This window comes from uncultured Aliiroseovarius sp. (assembly GCF_947497285.1).
Classification (GTDB): Bacteria; Pseudomonadota; Alphaproteobacteria; order Rhodobacterales; family Rhodobacteraceae; genus Aliiroseovarius.
The window spans coordinates 160,617-175,798 of the sequence record NZ_CANMFT010000008.1; the positions used below are offsets into that span (position 1 = coordinate 160,617).

The following is a 15,182-nucleotide window of genomic DNA, read 5'->3' on the forward strand; positions in this document are numbered from 1 at the left end:
GTCGCTTGACGACACATCGCGTGGGCGGATCAGAAGAACGACCGCTCTGGTCAGGTCATGACAGGTCAGGCCTGATCGACCCGCCCCTTTCGACCACCGCGCCGCTTGGGCTGGGGTAGCTCTTGTCGGGCGTCGCGCAGCACGGTGGTCATCGGGTGCGCAGGTTGAGCCGTTTCGTAGTGGTCCAGCAACAGCGCGATCCGTTCGGACTGCGGCATGGCATGGTCATCAAACAAGGCCCAGTCCAGAAAGATCGACCGGCATTCCTCTATCCTGATCCCGTCGATCAGATAGCTGTCCTTGATCAGACCGCGCGGGTCGATGTCTTTGATGAGATCGCTCATCGCGGCTCCTTGGGTGCCGACGCGATCGGGTTACCCCGGTGGTGCGGCCAGCACCTCTTCGATGGCTTGGGCGGCGGCCCTTGCCTTTTTCTCCAAATCCTCTACCAGCGCCGCCTCACTTTCGGCACCGGTCTCTCGCAAGAGCAAGTCCTGCCCGCCCTTCCCCAGCGCGTCAAGGTCCAACGGACCCTCTGACAGTAGTTTAGAGACCGCCTGAAGGCGCCACATCAGGTCATGGCTGTCGGCCAACGCGCGGCCTTGGGCGTCGGAAAACCAGCCGATCGCGATGCCTTGTGCAATCTGGTCGCGCGGCGCGCGGGCCGTTTCACGCGACAAAAGGGCAGCGGCCTGCGCGACCAGTTCAACGTCCTGGAGATGTCCGACGCCCAGCTTGGCATCCAGAGCCCCGCCCCCGTGGCCCTTGGCCTGTGCGATCCGGTCGCGCATCTCTTTCACATCGGCGACCACCGTGGGAGGGTCACGGTCAAACGCCAAAACCTCGGCGCGCGCGGCGTCATAGGAAGCGGCCACAGCGTCGGGTCCGGCAACCACCCGTGCACGGGTCAACGCAAGATGCTCCCATGTCCAGGCCTCGTCGCGCTGATAGGCACTGAAACTGCTTATCGACGTCGCCACCGGCCCTTGCCGTCCGGACGGGCGCAGGCGCATGTCGACCTCGTAAAGCCGCCCTTCCGCCATTGGTGCGGACAGAGCGGTCAGAAACGCCTGCGTCAGACGGGCATAATAGGCCCGCGTAGCCAGCGGACGACGCCCGTCAGACATGTCTTCGTCCTTGGGATCATAGATCACGATCAAATCCAGATCCGATGTCGCCGTCAAACTGCGCGCGCCCAATGACCCCATTCCCACAATCACAGCGCCCGCCCCCGGCGGCGGGCCATGCTTGAGCGCAAAGTTGTCGATCACCACGGGCCAAAGCGCCCGGATGACCGCATCGGCAAGGTCGGTATACTGGATGCCGGCCTCGCGCGCGGTGATCAGTCCGCGCAGCAAATGCACGCCAATGCGAAAATGCCATTCCTTCATCCAGCGCCGCGCCATATCAAGGCGCGCCTCATAGTCGGGCGCTTTTTGCAAACGGGTCTCCAGCTGGCGTTCCAACGCCTCGGCGCTTGGCCAATCTTCGAAAAAACCGCCCCCGATGACAGCATCAAGCACTTGTGCATTGTTGCCCAGATACGCCGCCAGCGCCGGCGCGGTGGCCGCGATGTCCACGATCAGGTCCACAAGGGGGGGATTGGCTTCGAACAGGGAAAACAGCTGCACACCGGCGGGCAGGCGTGACAGAAACCCGTCGAAATGGATCAATGCGTCATGCGGGCGTGGGGCTTCGGCCAGACGCGCAAGCAAGTCGGGCTTCAAGCGTTTGAAGATTTCAACCGCGCGCGCTGATCGCAGGCAGGGATAGGTTTCCCAACGGCGCACGATCTCGGCTTCGTTTTCGTCCAGGTCGGGCACAGCCGAGGACGCGTCATCCGGCGCAAAGAAGCTTTCCGTCACCTCATGAACCTCGGACAAGGCGTCGCGCAGGCGGGCGCGCAAGCTGTCGGTGTCGCCTTCGCCCATCATCCGCGCCAGCCGGTCAAATTCCCCGTCCGTTGCAGGCAGTTTGTGCGTCTGCGCGTCGCGCATCATCTGCACCCGGTGTTCAACCTCGCGGTGGGACCGGTAATGGCCGGTCAGAATCTGCGCCACGCGCTCAGGAATCCAGTCGCGCGCGGCCAGTGCGGCCAGCCCCTGCACGGTTTCGCGCATCCGCAGGCTTTCGTCGCGCCCGCCCGCGATGATCTGGCGGGTCTGGGTGAAGAACTCGATCTCGCGGATGCCACCCTGCCCCAGCTTCATGTCATGGCCTTCCAGCGCCAACGCGCCATGCAAGCCTTTGTGCTTGCGAATACGCAAGCGCATGTCATGGGCGTCCTGAATGGCGGCGAAGTCCAGATGCTTGCGCCAGATAAACGGGCGGAGCCGCTCAAGATACGCCGCGCCGGCGGCAAGGTCGCCGCCACAGGGGCGCGCCTTGATATGCGCGGCGCGTTCCCATGTGCGACCGAGGCTTTCATAATACCGCTCTGCGGCCTCCATCGAGACACAGACGGGCGTCACAGCCGGGTCGGGGCGCAGACGCAGATCGGTGCGAAAAACATAGCCATCGGCGGTCAGCTCGGACAGCATCGCGCTCATCTTGCGGGTGGCGCGAACGTGGCTGGCGCGGGCGTCGTGGAAGTCATCGCGGTCGAACTGGCTGTCGTCAAACAGCATGATCAGGTCGATATCCGAGCTGTAGTTCAGCTCGTGCGCGCCCATCTTGCCCATCGCCAGCGCGACCATGCCCCCGGCGCTGGCAATGTCGTCTTCCGTCTTGCCGGGCAGCTTGCCGCGTCGGATTTCCTGACCGACCTGAAACTGCATCGCTTTGGTGGTGGCGGTGTCGGCCAGATCGGTCAAGGCACCGGTCACCTGCTCCAGCGCATAGACACCGGCAAGGTCTGCCAGCCCGGTCAGCAAGGCCACCCGCTGCTTGGCAATGCGAAGTGCGGCGCGCAGGGCGCTGTCGGTATCACCTGCGATGCCGTTCAGAACCTCGGTGATGGCGTGTTCCGGGGGGCCTGACAAAGCCAGCCGCAACCAGTCGGACTGGTGTTCCATCAGTGATTTCAGATAGGGCGCGCAGCCCGCCGCCCCGGCCAGAAGCTCTCTGATCTCGGGGGGCTGATCAGCGAAGGCAGTATCAATTTCCGTCGCCGGATCGGCCTCGTAGGGGATCGGACAGCGGGTGATACGGGCAGAGAAGGTCTGGTGCGTCATGGATGCAAATTGCGCCGCCGCGCGGGATGGGTCAACCGGGGATCGACGAATGCGACAAAGGTGCAAAACTGGCGGGCAAAGCTGGCTTGCGCCGCCTTCACAGTTTGTTACCGTGACCCGCAACGCAGGAGCCGCCAAATGTCCAAAAGTCTGAAACGCGTGCGCGCGGCGCTGGAGACCGCCGGGATCGACAGCGAAATACGCGAGATGAGCGAGGGCACCCGCACCGCAGCCGACGCGGCGCGCGCGGTGGGGTGCGCCATCGATCAGATCGCAAAATCGATCATTTTTCGCGGCACGCAGAGCGGCCACGTGGTGCTGTTCCTGACTGCAGGCGGCCACCAGGTGGATACGGACAAAGCTTCGGATCTGGCTGGCGAGGCGCTTGGCAAGGCCGATGCGGCCCTTGTGCGGGCCGAGACCGGGTTTGCCATTGGCGGCGTGTCCCCGGTGGGTCTGATCAGCCCGGTGCGGGCGTTCTTCGATCCGCGTTTGCTGGAGTTTGACACCGTCTGGGCCGCTGCAGGCACCCCGCGCCACGTCTTTTCCGCCGCGCCCCGCGCCCTGATCAGCGCATGCGGCGCGCTGCCCGGTTCCTTCACCTAAGCGTCAGGCGAAGCAGACAGCGTCACCAGCAACTTGGCCAACGAAGCGCGCTCGTCTTTGGTCAGCGGGGCCAGGAACGCATCATTCACGTCGCTGACGGTCGCAAACAGCTTTGGCATCAGGTCAGACCCGGATTGGGTCAGAAAAACCCGATGGGATCGGCGCGACTGGGCATCTTTTCGACGCTCGACCAGCCCAGCTTCTTCAAGAAAATCCAGCGCACGGGTGATCGCGTAGTTCGGCATCGATATCCCCTCGCCCAACTGGGTCTGGGTTACGTTGTCGCGTTCCGCCAATGTCATAAGGATCACAAAATGATCGATCTTCAGCCCATGTGCTGCAAGCCTGGCGCTCATGTCACGCTCGACCACGCAGGCCAGCCGTTGAAAGTGCCAGCCAGCGCTTGTGAGCCGCGTGGCTTTTGCGCGTTTTGAAAGAGGCGTGTCCTTGGTCATCTGGAAAACCATAGACAACAACTGTTGCATTCGCAAATGTTAATGTTGCCAATGTTGCAATTGCAACTATAATGGGCGCGACTCTTTACACATCGGAGACCCTCATGACACGTTACCACCCCCTGCTCGTCGCCCTGCACTGGGGACTGGCCGCAATGATTGCCGGCGCACTGATCATGGGCGGTCAGGTGCTGGCTGCACTGCCCAATGACAGCCCCGACAAACTGTTCAGCCTGCGCGCGCATATGACAGTTGGACTGGTGATTGGTGCGCTGATGGTTCTACGCCTCGTGACGCGGCTCAGAACAAAGCACCCGCCAAAGGCAGACACCGGGAACGCGCTGTTGAACACGGGCGGTCGTGTGGCCCATTGGGCGCTTTACGGCTTGGTTTTGCTCATGGTTGCCAGCGGCATCGGCATTTCGATCACCGCAGGCCTGCCCGACATCGTGTTCGGCGGATCAGGCGCCCCCCTGCCCGAAACCTTCAACGATCTGGCCCCGCGCAAGGCGCACGGGATCCTGTCCAAGCTGCTTGCACTGACCATTCTTGCGCATGTCGCAGGCTGGGCCTATCACCAGTTCGCCCTCAAGGACGGTCTGATCAGCCGGATGTGGTTCGGCAAACGGAGCGAGTGATGTCCCGCAAGTTTGTTGATTTTCTGAATGAGGTCGCCGGCATCATGTATGTCGGCGGCATCCTGTCTCACATTATCATCGGGGCAGCCGTCGGCGCGACAGATGGCGGGACCGCAACTGTCATCTACGAATACAAGCTGATCAGCGCGTATATACTGATCCTACCCGGGTTAGCGATGAAACTTATGTGCGACATTGCGTTGTTTACTTATTGGAACGAACGCGGGCGCTGGATGATCGTCAAACTGCTTTGCCAAGCCTTCCTTGCCGTGAACGCTTTCGTCTTCCTCGTTCCTATGATGCCTAAGTTGCTGGCTCTTGCCGAGGCTGGAGACCCATCAGGACCCGTAAGTGAGGCATTCCACGCGTTAGAAGCAAAAGAAGCCTTAGTGGGCATGTCCAATGTCATTCCGCTGGTAACTGAAATCCTCATGGGAGCCTTTAAGCCCAGGCTAGGACAGCGCTCAAACACTGCTGGTTTGGCCGCATAAGTCCAATTTTGTAGCGGGGGACATACATTGTGAACTAGGGCCGCAGAAGTTTCTGCGGCCTTTTTTCGTTACTAAACAGTATCTTATAAAAATAATGTAAAATACTTTCACATTATCCCTTGATGCCGACCACGAAATCCCCACATCTTAATCATGTGAAAGGCATTCACATTACTTAACTCAACGATTGGAGACCACCATGAACACCGCCGCTCAAACCGATTACACCGCCGCACCGCGTGGCTGGTTTTCGCGAAGCGAAACTTGGCTGGATGAGCGCGGCAAAGGCGCGTGGATCGCCGCCATGGTCATCGGCTTCATTCTCTTCTGGCCCATCGGTCTGGCCCTTCTTGCCTATATGATCTGGAGCAAACGCATGTTTTCGAAATCCTGCCGCCACCGCACCTCGACTGAAACCGCTCCGTGGAATGATGCGCGTTTCGCACGTCGCCATGGCTTTTCCAGCTCAGGCAACACAGCGTTCGACGCCTATAAAGCGGAAACCCTGCGCCGCCTGATGAGCGAACAGGAAGCCTTCGAGGCCTTCTTGGAACGCCTGCGCGCAGCCAAAGACAAGTCCGAGTTTGACGAGTTCATGGATGAACGCGCAAACGTAGCCCGGTCGGCGCGTGAAGCCGCCCAAGCCGAGTTCGACGACACCGAAATGGACGCAGACATTGATGCGGACGACATCGAAGTGCTTGACGAACCCAAACGCGGCAAGAAAAAGCCATCGTAAGCTAGGGATTGACTGTTCACTCTGTCATCCTGCAGACCCGGCCCCATACAACAGGGCCGGGTCTTTCCACCTGAACGACCTTTCACAACAGGAGCCGCCATGCCGGACGATCCGCACAGCTTTCACGACAACGGGCAGACGCACGCGCCCTATTGGGGACTTCCCGACCCGGTCACGCAAGCCGAGTTTTACCAGGATGTGACCCTAAAGCGCCTGCTGGCTTGGGTGATCGACGTGGTGATGATCGTGGCAATCTGCCTGTTGATCAGCCTCCTGACCCTTGGCATCGGCTTTTTCTTGTGGGGCCTGATCTATCTGGCGGTTGGATTTGTCTACCGGGTAACGACGCTGACGCGTGCCTCGGCGACCCTTGGTATGCGGCTGGTCGCGATTGAGCTTCGCACCCATCGCGGAGAGCATTTTGACCGACAAACAGCGGTTCTGCACACGCTGGCCTATTTGGTGGCCATGTCCACCTTCGTGCTGCAGATCTTTTCGATCGTGATGATGTTCACCACGCCGCGCGGTCAAGGACTGGGTGACATGGTGCTGGGCACGGCGGCGATGAACCGCGCCGCGGGCCACTAGCCACCAGGCTGATCGTCCGGGTGCGCCGGGTCGTGCACTGGCCATTTACCCTGTGATCAAGCAGGACTTGCCCGCTTCAACCGACCGCGCTAACCTTCTCTGGACTGGTCAAATTTGAAGGTGTCATGCGCCATACACTACCCCTTGCCCCTCAGTTTTATGTCACTGCGCCGCAGGATTGCCCGTATCTGGATGGCCGGATGGAACGCAAGCTTTTCACCGCGTTGCAGGGCGAGCATGCTACCAAGCTGAACGACAGCCTATCCAAGCAAGGGTTCCGCCGGTCTCAAAACGTGCTTTATCGTCCGTCTTGCGCCGATTGCTCTGCCTGTCTGTCCGCACGTATTCGCGTGGCGGATTTCACCCCTACCAAAGGTCAGCGGCGCACCGTTCGGCGCAATGCCGATCTGGAACGACGCGCCCGCGCGCCATGGGCCAGCGAAGACCAATACGAGCTGTTCCGCCACTATCTGGACACCCGCCATGCTGATGGCGGCATGGCGGATATGGATGTGTTCGAATTTGCCGCAATGATCGAGGAAACACCGATCAAAAGTCGCGTCATCGAATATGCTGAACGCGGGCGCGACCAAACCCCCGGCGACGAGGCCACGGGGCCGTTGCGGGCGGTCTGCCTGACGGATGTTTTGGATGATGGGTTGTCGATGGTGTATTCCTTCTACGACCCTGACCGGACCAAGACCTCGCTTGGCACTTACATGATCCTCGATCACATCCAGATCGCGCGCGAGGCGGGGTTGCCCTATGTCTACTTGGGCTATTGGGTGCCGGGAAGTCCGAAGATGGACTACAAATCCAAGTTTTCCGCGCTTGAAATCTATCGCGCTGGTAACTGGACACCGCTGCACGGAAACGAAGATTACTCGGCCGAGCTGCACCCGCTGTCCACCGATCCGATCGCAGAACAGGTTGCAGGGATCACCCTGCCGGACACGGTCGGCCCAAACACCACCTGAGACAACGATGATTTGCATGGCCGCGGTCTGATGCAGCCTTGGCTGAGACGCACAGGCGTCGGGCTGCCCGTTGGCGGAGCCAGGCGACCGAGACCGCGCAACAGTCGCAAAACTCGCCTTCGCTTTCCGATAATTGCGCCGCTCAAGCCAAATGCTGCACGAAAATTTCAAAAAAAGCGCCCCTGCGACACTTTATTCACCCATTTCGCGGTTGACGCCCTTTGCCCCCCCTCATAATGTCCCGCGCACGTAGTCAAGAAGCCCGCTTGGGCAAGGCATAGGAAAAGTTGCAATGGGCAGCGTCCTCGTACTTGTAGAAATATGGCGCATGGGCCGGTAACGGAACCCTTTAGGTCCCCCATGCGCCCCCGTAAAACCGGGGGCTTTTTTGTGAATACCGCACGTGGAACGGAGAGAGAGAAATGACGCGTCAGATAACCGGAGCGAAAATGGTGGTTCAAGCCCTGAAGGATCAGGGTGTGGACACGGTATTCGGCTATCCAGGGGGTGCCGTCCTTCCGATCTATGACGAAATATTCCAGCAAAATGATATTCGCCACATTCTTGTGCGCCACGAACAAGGGGCTGTGCACGCGGCCGAAGGCTATGCGCGTTCGACCGGCAAACCCGGCGTCGTTCTGGTAACCTCGGGCCCCGGTGCGACAAACGCGGTGACCGGGCTGACCGATGCGTTGCTGGATTCGATCCCGCTTGTGGTGCTGACCGGACAGGTGCCGACCTTCATGATCGGCACGGACGGGTTTCAAGAGGCGGACACCGTCGGCATCACCCGCCCTTGCACCAAACACAACTGGCTGGTGAAAGAGACAGACAAGCTGGCGGAAACGATCCATCAGGCGTTTCACGTCGCAACCTCGGGTCGCCCGGGGCCAACGCTTGTCGATATTCCGAAGGATGTGCAGTTCGCCACCGGCACTTATACACCGCCCGCGAAGGCCGAAACCGGTCACTACGCGCCCCGTCTGCGTGGCGACACAGAGGCGATCACCGCGTTGGTCGAAGCCATGGAGACCGCGAAACGTCCGATCTTCTATACCGGCGGCGGCGTGATCAACTCGGGCCCGGAGGCCTGCCAGCTTCTGCGCGAACTTGTTGCCGCGACGGGCTTTCCCATCACCTCAACCCTGATGGGTCTGGGGGCCTATCCCGCGTCAGGCGAACATTGGCTGGGCATGTTGGGCATGCATGGGCTTTATGAAGCCAACATGGCGATGCATGATTGCGACCTGATGATCTGCGTCGGCGCACGTTTTGATGACCGGATCACCGGGCGGATGGATGCGTTCAGCCCCGGATCGAAAAAGGCGCATATCGACATTGATCCCAGCTCGGTCAACAAGGTGATCCATGTGGACATTCCGATCATCGGCGATGTCGGGCATGTGCTTGAAGACATGTTAAAAATCTGGAAGGCGCGCGGCCGCAAAACCAATGGCGAGGCGCTGGCCGGATGGACCCAACAGATTGCAGACTGGCGCGCGCGCAACTGCCTGTCCTACCGCAACTCGGACGAGATCATCCAGCCACAATACGCTTTGGAACGGCTGGAGGCGCTGACCAAAGGGGCGGATCGCTATGTCGCCACCGAAGTTGGCCAGCACCAGATGTGGGCGGCTCAATTTCTTGGCTTCGAGGAACCGAACCGCTGGCTGACATCGGGTGGCCTGGGAACCATGGGCTATGGTTTGCCCGCCTCTCTGGGCGCGCAAATTGCCCATCCCGACGCCGTGGTCATCAACGTGGCCGGCGACGCCAGCTGGCTGATGAACATGCAGGAAATGGGCACCGCCGTTCAGTTCCGCGCGCCCATCAAGCAGTTCATCCTGAACAACGAACGCCTGGGTATGGTGCGCCAGTGGCAAGAGCTGTTGCACGGCGAACGCTATAGCCAAAGCTGGTCGGAAAGCCTGCCTGATTTCGTGAAGCTGGCCGAGGCATTTGGCTGTAAAGGTCGACAAGTGTCGGACCCGGCCGAGCTGGACGACGCCATTCAGGAAATGCTGGATTATGACGGCCCGTTTATTCTGGATGTGCTTGTCGAAAAGCACGCGAACTGCTTCCCGATGATCCCGTCGGGCGAACCGCACAACAAGATGCTTCTGGGCGAAGCCGAGACGCAGGGCGTCATCGGTGCCTCGGGCGCGACGCTGGTATAAGGAGGGCTGAGACATGTCTGCACTGAAGATCAAAAAAGGCTCGTCACGCAAATCGGCTTATGACCTGCGCGATCCCAACTCCGACGTGGTGGAAAGCCATACACTGGCCTGCGTCGTGGACAACGAAGCAGGCGTTCTGGCCCGCGTTATCGGTCTTTTCGCCGGTCGCGGCTATAACATCGAAAGCCTGACCGTGGCCGAAGTTGACCACAAGGGCCATCTGTCGCGGATCACCATCGTGACCACCGGCACACCCGCAGTGATCGAACAAATCAAGGCGCAACTGGGCCGCATCGTGCCCGTGCATGAAGTGCATGACCTGACCGTCGAAGGCCGTTCGGTCGAACGCGAGCTTGCCTTGTTCAAAGTCGAGGGCTCTGGCGACAAACGGGTCGAGGCCTTGCGCCTGGCCGACATTTTCCGCGCCAATGTCGTCGATAGCACGCTGGACAGTTTTGTCTTTGAAATCACCGGGACAACCGAAAAAATTGATGCGTTTGCTGACCTGATGCGCCCGTTGGGCCTGATCGAGGTTGCGCGCACCGGCGTTGCGGCCTTGTCGCGTGGCGCTCTGGTCTGATCACCGCGCCTCCGTCCAGAAAATTTGTGCCCGCCTCGGAAACGTGGCGGGCGCATTTCGTTCAAAGTCGCGTCAGGCCACGACGCGAAGGCGCGACCGTTCCGGCGCGGGCTCATAGCTGGCCAGCACCTGCCCCGGATCGACCGTCCCCGGCAACACGGCAATCGCGTCGATGCGCTGCACGGTCCGAAAGCCGTTTCTTTCCTCAAGCTCAAAGCGGATCTGCGTTCCACGATGAAAATTGATGACTGGCCCCGCCGTTTCAACCTCGGGTCCGATATAGGCAAGCGGCCCCTGATCTTCGCACCAGACCAAGCCAACGCTCTTTTCGGCGTTATACCACAGGATTATCCCCAACATGCGCGTCTCCATTCTTTGGAGTTATTCTAGAAGCAGGTTGCGGCAGAAACAGGGCAAATATCAATTTTAAGCGCCGCTGCATGGCGTCATTGCGCAGCTTTTCCGACGCTAAGGCGCGTCAAATCGATCGGATTCAGCGCATTATTTGCCCCAACGTCAATTTGATCATTTTCGTTAGGAATCAGTGCGATACATAAAGGTATCTATGTATTTGAATGCGGAGAGGCGCAAGATCACCCCAAACCCGCCAAGCCAAAAAGAATGGGGCGCCCGAAGGCACCCCAGTTTCGCTGATAAGGCTCGTGATTGATACTGCCCGATTTGTTTTTTACCTGCGGCCCTATCCGCGTCAGGGGGCGAGCGCACCCGCCCCGTGTCATGTCGGGTGGGCGGCATAGCCGCCCTACCCCTATTTCGCCGATTGCCACCCCTTGGGAAAAGCGGCAACCAGCGGAAGATCTTAGCTGCAGCCCGTGGTCGAGCCGCAGGTGTTGCACTTCATGCAAGTGCCGTTACGCACCAATGTGTAGTTGCCACATTCGCCGCAAGGGTCACCCTCGTAGCCTTGCATCTTGGCTTTGGTGCGCGCGTCGATCTTGTTGATCGTGCCCGCCGAAATCGCTGTCTCGCTGACCAGCGTTTCGGTCACGGTCGTCGTCACGCCCGACGTTTCCGGAACCAATGTGTTCAGAACACCCACCGGATCAGTGCCGGTCAGCATGGTTTCTTCCGCGCCGGCCCCACCCTGCAAGACCATCAGCTCTTGCGGCATGCGCTTGCGCAGATATCCGGTCGAGCTGATTTGCTTCAACACTTCCAAGGACTTAGTGGCGGCGGTTTCCGTCATTTCCTGAACGTTGGCGACGCCTTCTTCCTGACCACGGCCCAGATCGTCGAAGGCAGCGCCCTCAGGCTTCACATGCGCCAGATCGGTGCGGTCCAGGTAGGACACGGCCAGTTCGCGGAAGATGTAATCCAGGATTGAGGTCGCGTTCTTGATTGAATCGTTGCCCTGCACCATCCCAGCCGGTTCAAACTTGGTGAAGGTGAAGGCGTCGACGAATTCCTCCAACGGCACGCCGTATTGCAGGCCGACCGACACCGCGATGGCGAAGTTGTTCATCATCGCGCGGAAGCCAGCTCCTTCCTTGTGCATGTCGATGAAGATCTCGCCCAGATTGCCGTCTTCGTATTCGCCGGTGCGCAGGTAAACCTTGTGCCCGCCAACGATGGCTTTCTGGGTGTAGCCCTTGCGACGTTCGGGCAGCTTTTCACGGCCACGCGCCACTTCCTTGATCACGATTTTCTCGATGATCTTCTCGGCCAGTGTCACGGCTTTATCGTGGGTCGAACCCGATGCGAGGATCTCTTCGGCTTCTTCGTCATCTTCGACCAGTGCCGCAGCCAGCGGCTGGCTGAGTTTCGAGCCATCGCGATAGAGCGCGTTCGCCTTGATCCCCAACGACCAGCTCAGCTCATACGCCTTCTGACAGTCTTCAATCGTCGCGTCGTTCGCCATGTTGATGGTTTTCGAGATTGCGCCGGAAATGAAGCTCTGCGCCGCCGCCATCATATAGATATGGCTGTCAACATTCAGGAAACGCTTGCCTTTTTTGCCGCACGGGTTGGCGCAGTCGAAGACGCTGTAATGCTCTTCCTTCAGGTGTGGCGCGCCTTCCAACGTCATCGTGCCGCACACATGGTCGTTGGCCGCGTCGATGTCCTTGCGGGTGAAACCAAGGTGGCTGAGCAGGCTGAAATCGGGGTTGTTCAGCTTCTCGGTCGGGATGCCCAGCACGTTGGTGCAGAACTCTTCGCCCAGCGTCCACTGGTTGAACACGAAACGGATGTCGAAGGCGGACGGCAGTGCCGCCTCGATCTTGTCGATCTCGTTTTGGCCGAAGCCGTGCCCGATCAGGGTCGTGTGGTTGATCCCCGGCGCGTTGCCGATGGTGCCGTGCCCCACGGCGTAGCTGATGATCTCTTCAATCTCGGACGAGGCATAGCCAAGCTTTTCAAGCGCTGCGGGAACCGAGCGGTTGATGATCTTGAAATAACCGCCACCCGCCAATTTCTTGAACTTCACCAATGCGAAGTCAGGCTCGATCCCTGTGGTGTCACAATCCATCACCAGACCAATGGTGCCGGTTGGCGCAATCACAGACACTTGCGCGTTGCGGTAGCCGTGCTTTTCACCCAGCGCCAGCGCTTCGTCCCACGCGCCCATGGCCAGATCGACCAGCTTGGCATCGGGGCAGTTTTTCTGGTCCAGCGGCAAAGGTTTGATCGCCAGATCCTCATAGCCGTCTTTCGCGCCGTAAGCGGCGGTGCGGTGGTTGCGAATGACGCGCAGCATGTGGTCCTTGTTGCGCTCGTAGCCTTCGAACGCGCCCAACTCGCTCGCCATTTCGGCAGAGGTCGCATAGGACACGCCCGACAGGATCGCGGTCAGCGCCCCGCACATCGCGCGGCCTTCAGCCGAGTCGTAACCAAAGCCCATGTTCATCAGCAGACCGCCGATATTGGCATAGCCCAGACCCAACGTGCGGAAGACATAGCTGCGTTCGGCGATCTCTTTCGACGGGAACTGCGCCATCATCACCGAGATTTCCAGCGTGATCGTCCACAGGCGGGTCGCGTGCATGTAGTCTTCGGCCTGGAACACGCCGTCCTTCAGGAAGGTCAGCAGGTTCATCGAGGCGAGGTTACAGGCGGTGTCGTCCAGAAACATATATTCCGAGCACGGGTTCGAGCCGCGGATCGCGCCATCTTCGGGGCATGTGTGCCACGCATTGACCGTGTCGTGATACTGGATGCCGGGATCAGCACAGGCCCATGCCGCGTGACCGATCTGGTCCCACAGATCGCGCGCCTTGATGGTCTTGGCGACCGAGCCATCGGTGCGGCGGATCAGTTCCCAGTCGGCGTCGGCCTCAACAGCTTTCAGATAAGCGTCAGTGACGCGCACCGAGTTGTTCGAGTTCTGGCCCGATACAGTCGCATAGGCTTCGCTGTCCCAGTCGGTGTCATAGGTCGGGAACTCGATCGAGCCATAGCCTTGCTTGGCGTAATCCAGCACGCGCTTAACGTAAACTTCGGGGATTGCGACTTTTTTCGCGGCCCGAATGACGCCTTTCAGGGTCTCGTTCACCTTGGGATCATAGGCGTCTTCCTCGGCCCCGTCCCATGCGCGGATGGCGGCAAAGATGTGGTTCAGATGCTCTTCGTGCATCTTCGAGCCCGCGACCAACGAGGCCACTTTCTGCTCTTCCTTGACCTTCCAGTTGATGTATTCCTCGATATCCGGGTGGTCGCTGTCCACGATCACCATCTTGGCCGCACGGCGCGTGGTGCCGCCCGACTTGATCGCGCCAGCAGCACGGTCACCAATCTTCAGGAACCCCATCAGGCCGGACGACTTACCGCCACCGGACAGATTCTCGTTGGCCGCCCGCAAGGACGAGAAGTTGGTGCCGGTGCCCGAGCCGTATTTGAACAAACGTGCCTCGCGGACCCACAGATCCATTATGCCGCCGTCACCCACCAGATCATCGCCAACAGACTGGATGAAGCAGGCGTGGGGCTGCGGATGCTCATAGCTCGACTTGGATTTGGTCAGCTTGCGGGTCTTGTGATCGACGTAATAGTGACCTTGAGCGGGGCCATCGATGCCGTAGGCCCAATGCAGGCCGGTGTTGAACCACTGGGGCGAGTTCGGGGCCGCGCGTTGGCTGGCCAGCATGTGGCGCATTTCGTCGAAATAGGCTTTGGCGTCGGCCTCGGTGGTGAAATAACCACCCTTCCAACCCCAATAGGTCCACGCACCCGCCAGACGATCAAACACTTGCTTGGCCGAGGTCTCGCCGCCGAAGCGGTCTTCTTTGGGAAGGTCTGCCAGCGCCTTGTCGTCGGGAACCGAGCGCCACAGGAATTCAGGAACACCCTTTTCTTTCACGCGCTTCAGGGCAGCAGGCACACCGGCTTTGCGGAAATATTTCTGCGCGATCACGTCCGAGGCGACTTGGCTCCAGGCAGATGGGACTTCGCAATCGTCCAGTTTGAACACGATGGTCCCATCTGGGTTTCGAATTTCCGAAGATGTGGTGATGAAATCCAGATCGGAATAAGCGTCTTTGCCTGCCTTGGTAAACTTACGTTCAATCTTCATGTGCCCCGTCTGTCCTTCATGCGCTGTGGCGGCTCGCGTCTTGGCGCGGGTCCACCTTGATCAATACCTTCTGCGCTGATCACAAAGGACCGGAAACAAAGAAAACCCCTCCCCTCCGAGACGTGAAAACACCGCTTCGGACCAAAGTGACCTATTGGGTCATGTCAAATTTGTTTCACTGTCCCGCAACAACCTGCCGCCACTATATGTTGTGGCTTGATGACCAGCGC

The 15,182-nt window shown here is 59.7% G+C and carries 13 protein-coding genes; 8 read left to right on the plus strand and 5 right to left on the minus strand.

The genetic code is table 11. The features are described 5' to 3' along the window. Positions 1-65: 65 nt before the first annotated feature. Positions 66-344 (minus strand): hypothetical protein, encoded by a 279-nt coding sequence (locus Q0864_RS14495; protein ID WP_298571143.1) that lies wholly within the window; start codon positions 342-344, stop codon positions 66-68. A gap of 30 nt (positions 345-374) precedes the next feature. Further along, positions 375-3,173, minus strand: coding sequence for a glutamine-synthetase adenylyltransferase (locus tag Q0864_RS14500; protein WP_298571144.1), 2,799 nt, complete (start codon positions 3,171-3,173; stop codon positions 375-377). Between the two features lie 138 nt (positions 3,174-3,311). Here Q0864_RS14500 and Q0864_RS14505 point away from each other — a divergent pair, with 138 nt between their 5' ends. After that, positions 3,312-3,779, plus strand: a complete 468-nt coding sequence (locus tag Q0864_RS14505) for a YbaK/EbsC family protein (RefSeq protein WP_298571146.1) — start codon at positions 3,312-3,314, stop codon at positions 3,777-3,779. Here the strand turns inward: Q0864_RS14505 and Q0864_RS14510 are convergent. Beyond that, positions 3,776-4,234, minus strand: a complete 459-nt coding sequence (locus tag Q0864_RS14510) for a MarR family transcriptional regulator (RefSeq protein ID WP_298571147.1) — start codon at positions 4,232-4,234, stop codon at positions 3,776-3,778. The genes Q0864_RS14505 and Q0864_RS14510 overlap by 4 nt on opposite strands. A 104-nt stretch (positions 4,235-4,338) precedes the next feature. On the opposite strand from Q0864_RS14510, the gene Q0864_RS14515 reads away from it, so the two are divergent. The 7 genes from Q0864_RS14515 (at position 4,339) to ilvN (ending at position 10,424) form a co-directional block, all read left to right on the plus strand. Next, positions 4,339-4,872 (plus strand): cytochrome b/b6 domain-containing protein, encoded by a 534-nt coding sequence (locus Q0864_RS14515; RefSeq protein WP_298571148.1) that lies wholly within the window; start codon positions 4,339-4,341, stop codon positions 4,870-4,872. Beyond that, positions 4,872-5,363, plus strand: coding sequence for an enoyl-CoA hydratase (locus tag Q0864_RS14520; protein ID WP_298571149.1), 492 nt, complete (start codon positions 4,872-4,874; stop codon positions 5,361-5,363). Before Q0864_RS14515 ends, Q0864_RS14520 begins: the two co-directional genes overlap by 1 nt. A gap of 199 nt (positions 5,364-5,562) precedes the next feature. Then, positions 5,563-6,102, plus strand: a complete 540-nt coding sequence (locus tag Q0864_RS14525) for a DUF2852 domain-containing protein (RefSeq protein ID WP_298571150.1) — start codon at positions 5,563-5,565, stop codon at positions 6,100-6,102. 99 nt (positions 6,103-6,201) lie between these two features. Next, positions 6,202-6,690, plus strand: a complete 489-nt coding sequence (locus Q0864_RS14530; RefSeq protein ID WP_298571151.1) for an RDD family protein — start codon at positions 6,202-6,204, stop codon at positions 6,688-6,690. 125 nt (positions 6,691-6,815) lie between these two features. Further along, positions 6,816-7,667 (plus strand): arginyltransferase, encoded by an 852-nt coding sequence (locus Q0864_RS14535; RefSeq protein WP_298571152.1) that lies wholly within the window; start codon positions 6,816-6,818, stop codon positions 7,665-7,667. A gap of 422 nt (positions 7,668-8,089) precedes the next feature. Further along, entirely contained in the window at positions 8,090-9,844 is a 1,755-nt protein-coding gene (locus Q0864_RS14540; RefSeq protein WP_298571153.1) for an acetolactate synthase 3 large subunit, read from the plus strand. 13 nt (positions 9,845-9,857) lie between these two features. Continuing rightward, the gene (ilvN, locus tag Q0864_RS14545) at positions 9,858-10,424 is read left to right on the plus strand and encodes an acetolactate synthase small subunit (RefSeq protein ID WP_298571154.1); all 567 of its coding nucleotides are present in this window, start codon (positions 9,858-9,860) and stop codon (positions 10,422-10,424) included. A gap of 72 nt (positions 10,425-10,496) precedes the next feature. Here the strand turns inward: ilvN and Q0864_RS14550 are convergent, their stop codons facing one another. Both Q0864_RS14550 and Q0864_RS14555 read right to left on the minus strand, forming a co-directional pair. Further along, complete coding sequence (locus tag Q0864_RS14550) at positions 10,497-10,784, minus strand: hypothetical protein (RefSeq protein WP_298571155.1); 288 nt, start codon at positions 10,782-10,784, stop codon at positions 10,497-10,499. Positions 10,785-11,244: 460 nt separating this feature from the next. Continuing rightward, entirely contained in the window at positions 11,245-14,952 is a 3,708-nt protein-coding gene (locus tag Q0864_RS14555) for a vitamin B12-dependent ribonucleotide reductase (protein ID WP_298571156.1), read from the minus strand. Between the last annotated feature and the right edge of the window lie 230 nt (positions 14,953-15,182).